Raw genomic sequence first — 14,681 nt, forward strand, 5'->3', positions numbered from 1 at the left:
CCGGCCCAGTCCGCGGCGACGCAGCCCCAGTCCACGGCCCAGTTTGCGACCCAGTCCACGGCTCAGTCTGCGGCCCAGTCCGTGCCGGCGCCTGGTGCGCCGCCTCCCTCGGTGCCGGCGCAGTCTTCGCCGACGGGAGCGTTCCCGGCTCAGCCGGCCTACGGCCCGCCGCCGGCGGCACCGCCGTCGACCGGGCGAAACCCGCTGCTGATTCCCGGCCTCGTCCTCGGTGTCGTCTGTCTGGTACTGATCGGTGCCGTCATCGTCTACGCCGCCTCCGGCGGCGGGGAGGCGACACCCGTCGAGGCGGCTCAGTCCCCGAGCCGCACCCCGCCCGCCGCCGCGTCCCCGTCGGTCACCGGCGCGGCGGACGTGCCGGGTGCGGAACCGTCGGCGTCCGCCGGCTCCTCGGCCGTCCCCGGTGCCACGCCCAGCGCGTCGACCGACTCGCTCGCCGCCTGCGTGCTCGGCGTCTGGCTGGAGGAGAAGCACGACCAGCAGGTCACCGTCCGCAACACCGGCGTGTTCCCGTTCCACAGCAGCGGCACCTACCAGCGGTACGGTGACACCGGCCGCGCCGTCTTCGACTACGGCGACGGCGTCCACATGACCGGCACGAACGGCACCTCCAACTTCGACTACGTCTTCAGCGGCTTCATCAGCTACAGCTTCAACGTCGAGAACGGCATGCTGGTCTTCGCCTCCCCACGCCCCAGCGGCACCGAGACGTTCATCCGCAACGGCCGGCAGGACTTCCACGGCAGCCTGGCGCCCCACATGCCCCAGCCCCTGCGGATCAACTGCGGCCCGGTCGCGATGAGCCTGACGAACGACGTCATGACGATCCAGCTGAAGCGGACCAGCAGCGTCCAATGACGGTATGGCTGAGGCCGATCCGGAGTGTCCGACGATCCCCGGTGGCCCCGCCGCCTTGACCGGTCTCTCCGCCGCCCTCGCGCCTTTCCTGCTGGTGCCTTGCTCAGGATCGCCGCCGACCGGCCGATGGAGCTGTCGGAGAGGGGGAAAGTCTGCATGGACACCAAGCTCGCCATGGTCATCGACGACTCGCGCGCGATGAGGGGCATCCTGAAACGGATTCTGCTGCCCCTCGGGTTCGAGGTGCGCGAGGCGACGAACGGCAAGGACGCACTCGACCAGATCTGGGACGACAACCTGCAGCCCGGGCTGGCCCTCATCGACTGGAACATGCCGGAGATGAACGGCCTCGAGTTTGTCATGGCCGTGCGCAAGCAGAAACACCTCCGCCAGATGACCCTCATGATGGTGACGACCGAGAGCGAACACGGCCAGATCGTGCGCGCCCTCGCCGCGGGAGCGCACGAATACGTGATCAAGCCGTTCACCGCCGAGGCGATCGTGGACAAGCTGGCGTACCTCGGCCTCGTCCCGCTCTCGCCGCCGACGGAGGCGGCCGGTTCACCCGCCTGACGTGGCTGTTTCCGTTGTGAGATCTTGACCTGAAACGCGCTCGTCTTGGTCCGATAGGCGACGGAAGAACCCCACCCGCCGTCGTACCGTGCGAAACATGACGATCGACTTCCCGCACGGCTGGTGGGGCACCGACCTGGGCAGCGCCCGGGTGAGCATGGGCACGTATGAGCTCTACTCCACCGAGAGCCTGCCGGTCGTCGACGAGTCCCGCTTCGACGGTACGTTCGGCTGGCTGCTCCCCGACGCCCCGCACGACCCGCTGCGGGCCATGGAGGTGGCCGCCCTCGAGCAGCACGTCGAACTGCCGCCGGCCTTCAAGCGGTTCATGGGCAGCCAGGTGCTGATGGACTCGATCCCGTCCTGCACCGGCTGCGACTTCGATCTGGCGCCGCGTCCGGTGCCCAGCCCGGTCGAGCCCGAGGCCCAGCTCGTCCGGTTCCTGCGTGATCAGCAGGACTGCGTGATCTGGTACCTCTACCTGCGCCCCGGCGCCGAACCGTTTGTGATCGCCTCGCCCTGGCTGCTCGAGATCGTCGGGCTGGAGGAGGTCGACCCCGACACGCTGGTCGCCAACATGGTCCGCTCGGCAGACGGGTTCGAGCAGTTCATCCACCGCTTCTGGCTGGAAAACTCGCTGTGGTTCAGCGTCAACGAGGGCGACGAGTCCACCGACGAGATGGACCTGTACCTGGCGCACTACACGACGGCCGGCAGCCGCGGCTGAGGCTGTGTGCGTCAAATCCTGCCCCGTCGAAGATTAAATGTCTTGCCTCGGCTCGGGCGGGGTCGTATCTTTGAATGCGTCAGGGCAACGAATGCAGAGACGAAGAGCCCAGAGACGAAGAAACCAGAGAAGGGACCGGCGATGAACGGGCACATGGAGTCACGACTAACGGCGAGCGCGCCGTTCGGTCTGGCCGCCGTGTCCCGCCGTTGGCGGTCGCGGCGCGACAACCTGCTGGTCAGCGGGTTGCTGGAGCGTTCGGGTCGGTGGCGAGGCTAGTCCATCAGCCTCTCCAGCCGCCCGGGCCAGCTTCGGGCGGCTTTTTTGTGTCATCTTGCGGGTGTAGCTCAACAGGTAGAGCACCGGCCTCCAAATCCGGCGGTTGCGGGTTCAATTCCTGCCGCCCGTGCATCGTTCTGCCTTTCGCCAGATTGGCATTGACGTTGTTCATTGACAAATTCATCCAGTACAACTCCCGCAGGCTGTTTCTGCGGGACTGCAGTGTCGCGCCGAGGTGGCCCAACGGCAGAGGCGGCCCGCTCAAACCGGGTTCAGTGCGGGTTCGAATCCCGCCCACGGCACGCAAGATCGTTTGGTGCAAGTTGTAGTAGTACATCGGTTTTGCTGGCATTTGTGAAGGGAGGAGGCCCGGTGACCGCGGTTCTCGTACTCAACGCCGACCTCGGACCCCTGCACCGGGTCACTCTCCGCCACGCCATCCGCATGCTCCTGCGTGAGGTGGCCGTCGTGCACGAGGCGGAGCCGGACCGGTTGATCGGGGTCTACCCGCTCCCGCGGGTGGTGCGGCTCGTGTCCTACGTGGTGACCCGGTGGCGCTTCGGTGCCGGGCCGGCATGGTCGCGCGCCGGTGTGCACGCCCGTGACGGCCGCCGTTGCGGGTACTGCGGGCGCGAGGCCACCACCATCGACCACGTCCTGCCCCGTTCGCGGGGTGGGCGGAACACCTGGAAGAACACCGTTGCGGCCTGCTCGGCCTGCAACCAGCGCAAGGGCGACCGCACCCCCGCCGAGGCGGGCATGGTGCTGAGGGTCAAGCCGTCGGTCCCGACGTGGGCCGCGCTCGCCCAGCGCTAGATCGGCCCCGGCGGGTCCTGCTACCGCCTGCCGGGGCCGGCATTCCAGGTGGTCGCACCAAGGTAGCTGCAGTGTCCAGGGCTCGTAGCTCATCAGGAAGAGCGCCGCTCTTGCAAAGCGGAGGTGACCGGTTCGAGTCCGGTCGGGTCCACGCGGTACATGCCCGGGTAGCCCAACGGCAGGAGGCACCTGATTCAGGGTCAGGACAGTGGAGGTTCGAATCCTCTTCCGGGTACGCAGCATCAGATCTTCGTACGTTGTCCAATGTGGAGAGTTGGCCGAGCGGTAAGGCTGCGGCTTGCTAAGCCGTCGACGGGGGAGACCCCGCGGGGGTTCGATCCCCTCACTTTCCGCGCATGCCCTTGTAGCTCAGTGGAGTAGAGCGCCTCGCTACGAACGAGGAGGTCGGAGGTTCGAGTCCTTCCAAGGGTGCTCGTGTCGTGTTTGTGTGTTGTAGTTGGGGGAGGCCAGCCGATTGGTGCCGGCACCCGTCTCGAAAACGGCGTTGGGTTGACGCCCGTGTGGGTTCGACTCCCACCCTCCCCGCTCAAGATCCCGCGAAATTGTCGTACGTCTGTTCTAACGTGACGGCGTGGATGTGGCAGAGCTGGTCGACGAGTTGCTGGGCGCGGGCCCGGCGGCAGGCGTGTGGTCGTGGCCCGGCGACCGCCTGCTCTCGGCTCTCGACATGCTCCACGACGCCGAGCAGCGCTGCGCCGCCGCCAAGCTGACCGTCCTGCGCGAGATCGACGGCCGCGGCCTCGGCAGGCTTCTCGGCGGCGCGTCGACGGCGGCATGGCTCCACCATCGATACCAGCTGAGCGCGACCACCGCATCCCGCCTGGTCCGCCTCGCCGCGGCCCTGGACTCCGACCTGACCGCGACGGCGGCCGCGTTGGCCGACGCGGTGATCAACGTCGAGCAGGCCTGGGCGATCGCCGAGGCGGTCATGCAACTCCCGCCGGGTCTCCGCGAGGAGGGCGAACACCGCCTCCTGGTCCAGGCGAAGCAAGCATCCCGCAACGCGAAGCCCGACCCGGCGCCGGTGGCCAACACGAGCGGCGCGGCGCCCTGCTCCTCATCCGAAACCGGCTCCGGCTCCGCTGATGCCGCGACCTCGGGTGCCGCCGGCTCGGGTGCCGCCGGCTCGGGCGCTGCCGGCTCGGGCGCTGCCGGCTCGGGCGCTGCCGGCTCGGGCGCTGCCGGCTCGGCGGGCACCAGCGCCGGCACTGGTACCGGCATCGGATCTGGCGCTGGCAGCGGCACCGGCGCTGGCACCCCGGCCGGCGGCGTTGCAGCGGCGAATGTCGCGCTCGGCGCCGTTCGTCTTCCGGCCGATCCGAAGGCTCTGACCGCGGCCGGCGCTCGGCTGCTCGACGACCTCGACCCGGCCGAAGCCGAGCGCCGTGAGCACGAGCGGGAGCAACGCCTGGCGGAGCGCGCCCACAAGATGCGGGACTTCCGGCTGGTCGACGTGCCCGGCACGGCCCTCGTCCGGGTCTCCGGCCAGCTCGACCGCGAGTCCGCCGCCGTCCTCCGCGCCGGCCTCGACGCCCTCTGCTCACCCCGCGTCGCCAAACCATCGGCAGGCACCCAACCGCCGCGGACGGCGGGACAGCTCCGCGCCGACGCGGTCGTCGAGATCTTCCGCATCGCCCTGGCCTGCCGCGACCTTCCCGACAACGGTGGCGAGCGCCCGCAGCTCGTCGTCACCGTTCCGCTGCGGACCCTGCAACAGCAGCGGGGCACCGCCGAGCTCGAAGACGGCGGCACGCTGACCGCTGCCGCCGCCCGCAGGTGGGCCTGCGACGCCAAGGTCATCCCGGTGATCCTCGGCGGCGCCGCCCAGCCGCTCGACGTCGGCCGCAGCCAGCGGCTGTTCACCGGCCCGCTGCGGCGCGCTCTGGTGCTCCGCGACGGCGGGTGCGCGTTCCCCGGCTGCGACCGCCCGCCCCGCTGGTGCGACGGCCACCACGTGCGATCATGGCTCGACGGCGGCCCGACGAGCCTGCCCAACGCGGTCCTGCTCTGCCACGCCCACCACCGCCTGGTCCACGAGGGCGCCTGGCAGGTGCGCATCAACCCGCAGGACAACCTCCCCGAGTTCATCCCACCCGTGTACGTTGACTGGGCCCAGCGCCCACGACGCAACGCGTACCACCGGCGGGATTAGGCGCCGTCCGGCGCGCAGGTGTCCCACGGCGCACGCTCGCCGTGACCCACCAGCGGCGGAGGGCGCGCCTCACGCGGTACAGCCGCCGGGTCCAACTCCGGGCAAGCTCGCCCATGCGCCGGTCGACTTCCCGCTGCTCGACCTCCGACATGATCGCGAACCCGTGCCGATCAAGCAGGCTGCCGCTCTGGTGCCGCGCCGCGACATCCTGCCCGGCGACCCGCATCATGGTGACGGACGGAAACATGGCCGCTCCTTCGGTGCGCTCGGTTCGGTGCGCTCGGTTCGGTGCTCTTGGTGAACCGTTCCGAAGGGACGACGATCTACAGCGCCAGGTTTCGACAGTCCCGCTTCGACAGTCCTGCTTCGGCAGCCAGTTCCGGCAGCCCAGTTTCGGTAGCGTCCGATCCCGCAGCATCCAATCCCCCCGTGCCTGATCCCCCACGCCTGATCTCCCGCGCCTGATCTCCCGCGGCGCCTCGACCTCCGCTGACCTCGCGTCGGGTGGTCGATCCGGCGGGCTCCCGATCGTCGGGATGTCAGAACACGCACGTAGGACGTGGAGGGAGCACCATGCGGTACATGATGTTGATCTGCGACGACGGCACCGACGAGTTCGGCCCCGACGAGATCACCGTGATGCCCGACTTCGTGATCTGGCACGCCGCGCTCGAGCGGCGCGGGATCACCCATCAGGGGATACGTCTGCGGCCCGCCGCCGAGGCGAAGACCGTCAGCGTCCGCGATGGGCGGGTGCTGGTGTCCGACGGTCCGTACGCGGAGACGAAGGAGCAGATCGGCGGGTTCGAGCTGGTCGAGTGCGCCGACCTGGACGAGGCGATCGAGGTCGCCGCCAGTCACCCGTCAGCGAGACGCTACGCCGTGGAGATCCGCCCGTACTGGGAAGGGGAGGGGCTGACAGACTGACCTGCGGCCCTGCTCGACCGGCCCTGTTCGACCGGCCCTGTTCGACCGGCCCTGTTCGACCGGCCCTGGTTCGGTTGCCGGCACTGTTCGACCGGCGGTGCTGGCGTGGATCAGGTCCGTGGCGGGCCGAAGGCGTACCGGGTCAGCACGCGGACGCTGCTCCCGCTGCGCTGCTTGGCGGCTGACGGGAGCATCGTCAGTGCGTGGATGCGCGACGACAGGTGCCAGCGCGCCGCTCGTGCGGCCCTGGGCCAGCCGTGCGCCTCCATGCGGACGGCGGCGCCGAGGAAGAACTTCCGGGCCTCGCTGAACCGGCCGCCGGTCACGGCCGAGGAGGCGGACAGGCTCGAGCCGTGCCGGCGGTACTGGAAGCAGACCTCCTCGTCGGCGACCAGCGTGCCGCCGCGCGCGACCAACTCCAGGATGAGCGCCAGGTCCTGGATGACCTTCAGCGACGGGTCGAAGCCCACCGCCTTCATCTCGTCGGTGCGCCAGCACAGCGACGGGAAGTACAACCAGTTGCCCCTCAGCAGGCTCACCGCCAGGTCCTCGCCCGACATGACGGTCGTGCCGGCGAACCGAGGGGCGTACACCCGCCGCTTCGTGGAATCGACGAGCGTCTTGACGACGGTTCCGCTCTCGTCGATCACCTCGACCCCCGGCTGGATGAGCACCGCCTCGGGGTGCGCGTCGATCAGCGCGTGGACGCACTCGACGTACCGGGGAAGCATCACGTCGTCGCAGCCCATGATGACCATGAACGGCTGGGTCGCCAGATCGATGCACTGCTGGAAGTTGCCGGTGACCCCAAGATTTTGGGAGTTCTGGCGGTACTTGACGCGAGGGTGGTCCAGCGTGGCGAACCACTCGGGAATCCCGTGAGCGCGGTCCGCGGGATTGTCGTCGAGGACGGTGAGCTGCCACCGGTCGTCGGTCTGTGCCAGTACGCTGTTGACGGCGAGCTTGAGCAGTGCCAGGTCGCCGTAGTGCGGCAGCATGATGTCGAGCACCGTGCGATCTTAGTATGTCCGGAAAGCCCGTCCAGGAACGCCTGGAACTGTCGCCCGGGACTGAGCCCGACATGCGAACCGGCCCACTCCCGATTGTCGGGGTGGGCCGGTTCGGTCGTTCAATTGCGCGCTGGGCTCCTAGTGGCGGGCCCGGCGGGGGCCGGCCGGCGGCTGACCTGCCGCGGCGCGGCGGGCCGCCTGCTCCTCGGGGGAGTTCGAGTCCTCGTCCCAGGCCTTGGCACGACGGATCTCGTCGAAGAACCCGAGGAGCCGGTCCAGTTCCTGCGTGCTCGTCTTGTCGTCCGCCCGGGTGGTCTTGCCCTTCTTGCTGTGCGAGCGGATCTCCCGGCCGGTGTTGATCGAGGACGTTTCGTCGGCGCCGGACGGGCGGTCGTCGATGCTGACATCGTCGTGTACCGGCATCCGCTGCGCCGGCATGCGCCCCGTCGCCTCGTCGTGGTGCCGGCTCGGCGGGGTGGGCACGTCGAAGTGGTACTCGTCGTGGTTGGGCGCATCGAACGCGTACCCGTGCTGGGCCGGCCCGTTGGGCGGCAGCGGCTGCGCATCCCGGTGGAACGTCCGCGGCGGCGCGACGTGCAGATCCGGGTGCATCCCGGCATGCCCGTTGCTGTGGCCGTTCGCGGGTCCGTGCTGCGAGTGCCCGTTGGCAACCCCGTTGGCGTGGCCGTTGGTGTGGCCGTTGGTGTGGCCGTTGGTGTGGCCGTTGGTGTGGCCGTTCGAGGGTCCGCTGCTGCGGCCGTTGGCGTGGCCGCCGTGACCGGTGCCGTTGAACCCGGGACCCGCGTGACCAGGCGCCACGTGGCCTGGGCCTGCGTGGCCGGGGCCTGTGTGACTCGGACCAGCATGACCCGGACCGGCGTAGCCGGGACCGGCCTGGCCCGGACCGGTCTGGCCCGACCCGACCTGGCTTGGACCGACCTGGCTCGGACCGACCTGGCTCGGACCGGCGTGGCTCGACCCGACCTGGCTCGGACCGGCATGGCTCGACCCGGCGTGGCCGGGACCCGCAAAGCCGGGACTGGCGTGACCCTGGGCCGCATGCCCCGGACCCCCGTGGCCGGGGCCGCCATGACCGGGTCCACCGTGACCTGGACCGACCTGGCCTGGACCGACGTGGCCTGGACCGATCTGGTCCGGACCGACGGGACCCGGACCCGCAAAACCCGGACCGGCGTGACCCGGACCAGCGTGACCCTGGCCGTTCGGGCCGTGGCCACGGCTGGGACTGTGGCCGCCGTTGGGGCCCGGCACCTGGAACGCGGTGGTCGCGTCGCCGGAGCGGCCGCCGGGCAGCATCTCGGAACGCCCGCCCGGAAGCATCTCGGAGCGGTCGCCGCGGCTGTCGAGCCTGCCGTCAGCCCGGCCTTCCAGCCGGCCTTCAGGACGGCCCTCAGGGCGGCCCTCCAGCCGACCTTCCGGACGCCCTTCCAACCGACCTTCCGGACGGCCCTCCAGTCGACCTTCCGGACGAGCATCCAGCCGGCCCTCGCCGCGGGTGTCCGGGCGGGCGCCGGGGTGGCGTGGCTGGCCGTTCGTGGGGCGGTGGGCGCCGTTGGGGCTCAGCGGGGCGAACGAGGTTGTCCCGGGTTCGATCGGGGCCGCCGGCGGAACCGGCGGGAACGAGCCGGTCCGCGAGGAGCGGTAGCCGTCCTCGGGCTGTGCGGCGAATCCGCCGGTGCGCGGCTCGTCGTACGGGCGCTGCAGTTCGAAGCTTCCGGTGCGGGAACCGTCGAGGGAGCGGGTGTCCTCGAACGAAGGACGCGGCTCGTCGATCGGGCGCTGGTCCTCGAACCGGCGGTCGTAGCCGTTGCGCTCTTCGTACGCCGCGGACCGGGGCACCGTCGGGTGGGCGCCGGACGGGTGCCCGTTCGCGGGGCGCCCGTCGACCAGGTACGGACCGTTGACGTCACCGTGACGCCCGGCCCGGCCCGCCGCGCGGCTGTCGCCGGAGGGAGGCGCCGAGCGGTCGCCGCCGGAGGGAGGCGCCGAGTGGCTGCCGCCGGTGGAGAGACCGGACGGGGACGAGCCGGAGAGACCCGGCGACGCCGGGGACTGCTGCACGGCCGGGAAGCCGCCCGTGGTCGTCGTCGACGGCGGGAACGCGGGCAGCGAGGCCGCCGGGGGAGCCGCGGTCGGGGCGAGCAGTTCCACCTCGCCCGCCTCGGGCAGCGAGTCGAGCAGAGCGGTCGCGAGGACGAAGACGTTCGGCGCGGCACCGCGGGGCACTGCCAGATAGGAGCGCTTGCGCGCGTCGATCGGCAGCTTCTCCAGTACGTCCGCGATCAGATGCGCTGGCGGGGGCACTTCGGCGGCGTGGGGCGCGCCCATGATGATGGCGCACCGGTCCACGTCCACCGGCAGGCCGCGGATCCAGTCGGCCGGGTCGTTGAGGTGCTCCGGGCGGATCCAGATGCCGGCCTGGACGACCTCTAGCACCCAGCCGCTGCCCAGCGAGAACGTCGCCGCGCCGGCCGGAGTGTCGAGCAGATCGGGGCACGGGTTGACCCAGTCGACCGGGCGCGGGGCGCCGGTGCGGGGCGCGTGCCAGAGCTCCCGGGCGAACGTACGCCAGCGGGGCAGGCACTTGTGGTCGATGGTGACGACGGCGCGCTGGCCGGCGGGAGCGCACAGCGGCAGGCCGGTGCGCACGTGCACGGACCGGCCGAGGACGTCCGCGACGACCGGACCGACGGGGCCGTCGGCGATCGGCTGCTGCCCGTACGGCGTGAAGATGCACTTGTCGGCGGCGAGCGCCGGGATGGCGGCGACGGCCTGGGCGACCTCGTCGCGGTGCAGCGGCTCCTCGTTGGGGTGCGAAAGGATCAGCGCCGGGTGCGCGTGGTCCGTCGGCACCGAGTAGGCCAGGTCGGTCACGCTGCCGACGCGGCGCCGGTGCAGCCACAGGCCGGCCGGGATCTGGTCGAGCACCAGGTCACCGGGGAGCTCGGGCAGTTCGGTGCTGAGGTCGGCCTCCCACTGCGGTGCGGGGAACCGCCAGCCGACGCGGACCGGCTGGTCGCCGGGGCGAAACCGCCAGAACCCGCCGGGGCGATGCTCGCCGCGACCCTCGGGAGCGAACAGTGAACCGCCGGGCACGCCGAGGAGCGGGCCGGCCGCGGCGATCACGTCGATGCCGAGGCGCATCGAGATCATGTGGGCGGCCGCGGGGCGCTCCTTGTTGGCGCAGGCGCCGTCCCAGGCGACGAACCGCATCGCGCTGAAGCCGCGGGGGAGTCCGTTGGCCAGTACCTCGGCCAGCTCCTCGATCATCGCGGGCAGCAGCTTGACGGTGTGCGAGCTGATCACGACCGCGCACTCGGTGGACCCGTGCGGCGAGACGACCAGCTGGGCCGCGCCCGAGCTGGGCTCGTCACCGGAGTGGACGACCGCGCCGGCGCCGAGCCACGAAACCTTCATGCCCGGCCAGTGTCGGAGCCGGACCTGCATCGCGGTGCTCATGCGGACCTCTCAGAAGTCTGGAAATCCGGGTGAGTCGGAATGACCGGGCCGCGGCACACGGTGGTGTGTGTCTCGAGGGAGCGGTACCCGAGGGGGGCGGCCGCCGGTCGCGTGACCGTCCTTGCTGGTGGCCACGAAGGGACCAGCGTGTCCGGCGCTTCAGCTGCGAGCGGGCAGCACGTAGTCAAGATCGCCCTCCGTCGGGTGTGCCACGAGCGGTGCGATGCGGAGGGGGTTCCACACCGATCACCGCAGGGCGGCCTTGCCGGATCGTACCGCGCTGAGTGACGGACGCAACCATCTCGTTTGTCGCCGGAGCCGCCGGATATGGCCGACCGGGCCGCCGATTGCGCCCATTTTGCTAGCGTTGATGGGGAGTTCTCCGGAGAGTTGCGCATGCACCGAGCTGCAGTCCGACGAATACCCACCGTGACGGCCGGACGCCTCAGAGGGCTGCTCGCGGTGGTCGTCTCGTTGGCTCTGGCTGCCGTATCGATGAGCGCCTGCAAAACCTCTCCAATCGGTACGTCTCCGGCAAGCCCGTCGGCGAGCCGTTCTCCTGCATACCCGCGTTCAGGGGCGCTCGTCCTGTATGACACGACCGGGCAATACGGCGACCTGGGCGAGCTGTATGCCGTGCAAGCAGGGAATTTGGCCTCCCACTTCGGATCATGGAAGGCGTTGCCCGTGACGAAGTACACGTCCGGGGACGCGGCGAAGTACCAGCTGACGATCTACATCGGATCGACGTACGACGAGCCGTTGCCGGCCGCGTTCCTGGCCGACGTGGCGGCCGGAGCGCCGGTGTTGTGGATGGGCGCGAACATCTGGCAATTGATCTCGCGGTACCACGGAATGGGATTTCAGAATGCGTCAATCAACGACGCCGCGGTACGGGAGATCCGCTATCGAGGCACATCGTTGATCCGCAACCCGGCAGCCGGGGGACTGGTCCGCATCGGCCTCTCGGCGGACGCCAAGGCAACGACGATCGCTGATGCGTTGGGCCCTGACGGCGCGGTGGAGCCTTGGGCGGTACGGGTGGGTGCGTTGACCTACGTGGCCGAGGTGCCCTTCACGTACGTCACGTTCGACGACCGGTACCTCGTGCTGGCCGATCTGCTGTTCGACCTGCTCGCGCCGGGTACTCCCGTGACGCCGGGCCGGCATCGCGCGCTGGTGCGGATCGAGGATGTCGGCCCGCATTCCGATCCCGCTCAGTTGCGGACCATCGCCGACTATCTGTCGTCGCGTAACGTCCCGTTCGCCGTCGCGGTTTTCCCCGTTTACGACGATGCGTCCGGCGTGTATTCCGGCGGCGTGCCGGTGCACAAGACGCTGAGCGGCACACCGCAGGTCGTGGAGGCGTTGCGGTACATGGTCGCCCGCGGCGGAACACTGCTCATGCACGGATATACACACGGGTTCGCCGGCGGCCCGAATCCATACGGCGTCAGTGCCGAGGACTACGAGTTCTACCGTGCGCATGTCGACGCCGGCGGTTCGGTCGTGCTGGACGGTCCCGTGCCGGGCGACTCCACCGAGTGGGCGCTGGGCCGGCTCGCCGCCGCCCGGCAGGAGTGGACCGCGGCCGGCCTGGAACTGCCGGACATCTGGGAGTTTCCGCACTATACGGCTAGTGCGACCGACTATCGGGCGATCTCCACGGCGCCGGGCATCCGGGCGCGGTACGAGCAGGTGCTGTACTTTTCGGGCGTCCTCACCGGCACCCCCAGGAGTGCACGCTCCGTGAGTCAGTTCTTCCCGTACGTCGTGAAAGACGCATATGGGACACCGGTGATCCCCGAAACACTTGGAAACGTGGCAACACAAAGATTTAACCAACACGGGGTCCGCCTCACGGGGGACCTGCTGGCGTCGGCGCGGCGCCAGTTGGTGGTGCGGGACGGCGTCGCAGGCTTCTTCTATCACCCGTTCCTGGGCCTGCAGTACCTCCCTGAGCTGGTCGAAGGCATGCAGGGCATGGGTTATACGTTCGTCAGCCCCCACTCCGTACTGTGATCGCCGGCCGATTCGACCCTCCGTCGGTCCGCCGGATGGCGGCAGTCTGCGGGAAAAGGCCGGCACGAGTTTTTCAGCGTTAACTTGCCGACCTGTCCCTGTTCGCCGTGCCCGCCCGGTGTGTGCTGTGCGGAAAGCGCCACGAATCCGGGTCCGACCTGGCTTTATAGAAACTCTTCTCGGCCTGTGGTGCTGCGGTCGTCCCTGGACGGGGGAGCGCTTCATGATCGTGGAGTGTTCTGGTCGCCCTGGCAGCCAGAAAGCTCCACGATCGTGAAGCGCTCCGCCGATCCGATGGTCAGTGGGCGTGGACGGCTGTTTCGACAGGGGTGCCCGCGACCGGGAGGGCGGCGACCGCGGCACCGGCCGGCGCCGCTTGGGCCTGAGCCGGCTCGTGGGAGTGGACCGGCTCGTGGAACTGGGTCGGGTCCTGGGCCTTGGCCGGCTCGTGAGAGTGGGTCGGGTCCTGGAACTGGGTGGGTGTTTGGGGCTGGCGGTCCAAGTGGCGGAAGGTCAGGAGCAGGGCGGTCACGGCCAGGCTCACCAAGGCCACCGAGGCGAAGCCCCACGCTGGGGAGCCGTGGTCGATGGCCCAGCCGGCCAAGGGGGAGCCGATGGCCATGCCGACCGTCAGCGAGGAGCCGTGCCAGCCCATCGCCTCGCCGCGGGCGGACGGCGGGACCAGGCGGCTGACCAGGTCGGCGCTTGCGCTCAGCGTCGGGGCGCACAGGACGCCGGCCGGGATCAGGACGGCGAACAGCAGCGGCCAGGCGTCGCCGACCAGGCCGACCGGGAGCGTGAACAGGCTCAGGCCGCCCAGCAGGGCCACCAGCGGCACGGCCCGGGTCAGCGCGCCGTAGACGAAGCCGCCGGCCAGCGAGTAGACACCCCAGGCCGCGAGCAGCGCGCCGACCAGCTCGACCTTGCCCGCGTCGCGCATCATCGCGACGATGCCCAGGTCGGTGCCGGCGAGCACCAGCGTGGTGGCCGCGCCGGCGGCGCAGACGGCCAGGAAACGCGGGGTCAGCCAGTCGCGGCGGCGGACCGGGGCGCCGCCGGTGGCCTCGCCGTCGGCGGAGTGCACCGGCGGGTTGGTGAGGTAGAGCGCGACGCCGGCGAGCACGAGCGCGCCGCCGATCGCCCACATCGTGATCCGGCCCGACAGGCCGCTCATGAGCAGCACGGCCAGCGGCGGGCCGGCCATGAACGACATCTCGACCGACATCGAGTCGAGCGCGTAGGCCTGGCGGCGCTGGTCGGCGGGGACGAGCGCGGCGATCGACTGGCGCACCACCGAGAACACCGGCAACGAGAACACGCCCGCGACGAACGCGCCGCCGAGCAGCACCGGATAGGACATGAACGGCGCCGTCGACCAGAACACCGCCTCGCAGACCGTCGTGACCACGAGCATCGGCCGCAGGCCGCGCCGGTCGACGAACCGCCCGTTGAGCGGGCCGCCGAGGGCGGTGCCGACCGTCAGCGCCGCGCCCACCAGACCGGCCGCGCCCCAGCCCCGGTCCAGGTCCTGCGCGACGTGCAGGGTCATGGTCACACCGATCGCGGTGATCGGGATGCGGGCCACCAGGGCCAGCACCATGAGCGACCGCACCCCGGGAAGGGCGAGGACGCGACGGTAGGGCTCGAGGCGCATGGGGCAATCATGTCGTGGGGGTACGACAGAAACGACCGGGTTTCCCCGCCGGGGAGCGCTCCGCCGGTGAGAATGTGCGCCAGCTCACGGGGAACCCGGCAGGCCGGCGCCCGGTCGAAGTGAGAGCAGGCAACGACAACCACG

Annotated in this window: 10 protein-coding genes and 7 tRNA genes; 14 read left to right on the top strand and 3 right to left on the bottom strand. The window is 70.4% G+C overall.

What is annotated here, in order from left to right; genetic code table 11:
- Positions 1 to 111: 111 nt before the first annotated feature.
- From Dfulv_RS10840 to Dfulv_RS10900, 13 genes are all read left to right on the top strand, one after another.
- The gene (locus Dfulv_RS10840; RefSeq protein WP_259862631.1) at positions 112 to 876 is read left to right on the top strand and encodes a hypothetical protein; all 765 of its coding nucleotides are present in this window, start codon (positions 112 to 114) and stop codon (positions 874 to 876) included.
- 156 nt (positions 877 to 1,032) lie between these two features.
- Positions 1,033 to 1,449 (top strand): response regulator, encoded by a 417-nt coding sequence (locus Dfulv_RS10845; RefSeq protein WP_259862633.1) that lies wholly within the window; start codon positions 1,033 to 1,035, stop codon positions 1,447 to 1,449.
- A 97-nt stretch (positions 1,450 to 1,546) separates the two neighbouring features.
- A complete protein-coding gene (locus tag Dfulv_RS10850; RefSeq protein WP_259862634.1) occupies positions 1,547 to 2,176 on the top strand; it encodes a hypothetical protein in 630 nt (209 codons plus the stop codon).
- 336 nt (positions 2,177 to 2,512) lie between these two features.
- Positions 2,513 to 2,585 (top strand) — tRNA-Trp (locus Dfulv_RS10855).
- Positions 2,586 to 2,684: 99 nt separating this feature from the next.
- Positions 2,685 to 2,757 (top strand) — tRNA-Leu (locus Dfulv_RS10860).
- Between the two features lie 70 nt (positions 2,758 to 2,827).
- Entirely contained in the window at positions 2,828 to 3,271 is a 444-nt protein-coding gene (locus Dfulv_RS10865) for an HNH endonuclease (RefSeq protein WP_259862635.1), read from the top strand.
- Between the two features lie 78 nt (positions 3,272 to 3,349).
- Positions 3,350 to 3,422: transfer RNA gene (locus tag Dfulv_RS10870), tRNA-Ala, on the top strand.
- Between the two features lie 10 nt (positions 3,423 to 3,432).
- A tRNA-Leu gene (locus Dfulv_RS10875) sits at positions 3,433 to 3,506 on the top strand.
- A 33-nt stretch (positions 3,507 to 3,539) separates the two neighbouring features.
- Positions 3,540 to 3,624: transfer RNA gene (locus Dfulv_RS10880), tRNA-Ser, on the top strand.
- A 5-nt stretch (positions 3,625 to 3,629) separates the two neighbouring features.
- Positions 3,630 to 3,703, top strand: a tRNA-Arg gene (locus Dfulv_RS10885).
- A 28-nt stretch (positions 3,704 to 3,731) separates the two neighbouring features.
- A tRNA-Ser gene (locus tag Dfulv_RS10890) sits at positions 3,732 to 3,817 on the top strand.
- Between the two features lie 46 nt (positions 3,818 to 3,863).
- The gene (locus Dfulv_RS10895; RefSeq protein WP_259862636.1) at positions 3,864 to 5,444 is read left to right on the top strand and encodes an HNH endonuclease signature motif containing protein; all 1,581 of its coding nucleotides are present in this window, start codon (positions 3,864 to 3,866) and stop codon (positions 5,442 to 5,444) included.
- A 582-nt stretch (positions 5,445 to 6,026) separates the two neighbouring features.
- Positions 6,027 to 6,371, top strand: coding sequence for a YciI family protein (locus tag Dfulv_RS10900; protein WP_259862638.1), 345 nt, complete (start codon positions 6,027 to 6,029; stop codon positions 6,369 to 6,371).
- Positions 6,372 to 6,481: 110 nt separating this feature from the next.
- On the opposite strand, the gene Dfulv_RS10905 is transcribed toward Dfulv_RS10900, so the two are convergent.
- Complete coding sequence (locus Dfulv_RS10905) at positions 6,482 to 7,381, bottom strand: glycosyltransferase family 2 protein (protein ID WP_259862640.1); 900 nt, start codon at positions 7,379 to 7,381, stop codon at positions 6,482 to 6,484.
- Positions 7,382 to 7,519: 138 nt separating this feature from the next.
- Entirely contained in the window at positions 7,520 to 10,819 is a 3,300-nt protein-coding gene (locus Dfulv_RS10910; RefSeq protein WP_259862641.1) for a hypothetical protein, read from the bottom strand.
- 369 nt (positions 10,820 to 11,188) lie between these two features.
- Between Dfulv_RS10910 and Dfulv_RS10915 the strand changes: the two genes are divergently transcribed.
- Complete coding sequence (locus Dfulv_RS10915) at positions 11,189 to 12,883, top strand: polysaccharide deacetylase family protein (protein WP_259862642.1); 1,695 nt, start codon at positions 11,189 to 11,191, stop codon at positions 12,881 to 12,883.
- A 298-nt stretch (positions 12,884 to 13,181) separates the two neighbouring features.
- Here Dfulv_RS10915 and Dfulv_RS10920 read toward each other — a convergent pair whose 3' ends face one another.
- Positions 13,182 to 14,537 carry an MFS transporter gene (locus Dfulv_RS10920; RefSeq protein WP_259862643.1) on the bottom strand — a complete coding sequence of 452 codons (1,356 nt, stop codon included), beginning with the start codon at positions 14,535 to 14,537 and terminating at the stop codon, positions 13,182 to 13,184.
- Positions 14,538 to 14,681 lie beyond the last annotated feature (144 nt).

The organism is Dactylosporangium fulvum (assembly GCF_025137375.1).
GTDB lineage: Bacteria > Actinomycetota > Actinomycetes > Mycobacteriales > Micromonosporaceae > Dactylosporangium > Dactylosporangium fulvum.

Excerpts from the sequence above, each read along its gene's own strand:
- Dfulv_RS10845 (WP_259862633.1), top strand. The coding sequence starts at position 1,033 with ATGGACACCAAGCTCGCCATGGTCATCGACGACTCGCGCGCGATGAGG.
- Dfulv_RS10850 (WP_259862634.1), top strand. The coding sequence starts at position 1,547 with ATGACGATCGACTTCCCGCACGGCTGGTGGGGCACCGACCTGGGCAGC.
- Dfulv_RS10900 (WP_259862638.1), top strand. The coding sequence starts at position 6,027 with ATGATGTTGATCTGCGACGACGGCACCGACGAGTTCGGCCCCGACGAG.
- Dfulv_RS10910 (WP_259862641.1), bottom strand. The coding sequence starts at position 10,819 with ATGAAGGTTTCGTGGCTCGGCGCCGGCGCGGTCGTCCACTCCGGTGAC.
- Dfulv_RS10915 (WP_259862642.1), top strand. The coding sequence starts at position 11,189 with ATGGCCGACCGGGCCGCCGATTGCGCCCATTTTGCTAGCGTTGATGGG.
- Dfulv_RS10920 (WP_259862643.1), bottom strand. The coding sequence starts at position 14,537 with ATGCGCCTCGAGCCCTACCGTCGCGTCCTCGCCCTTCCCGGGGTGCGG.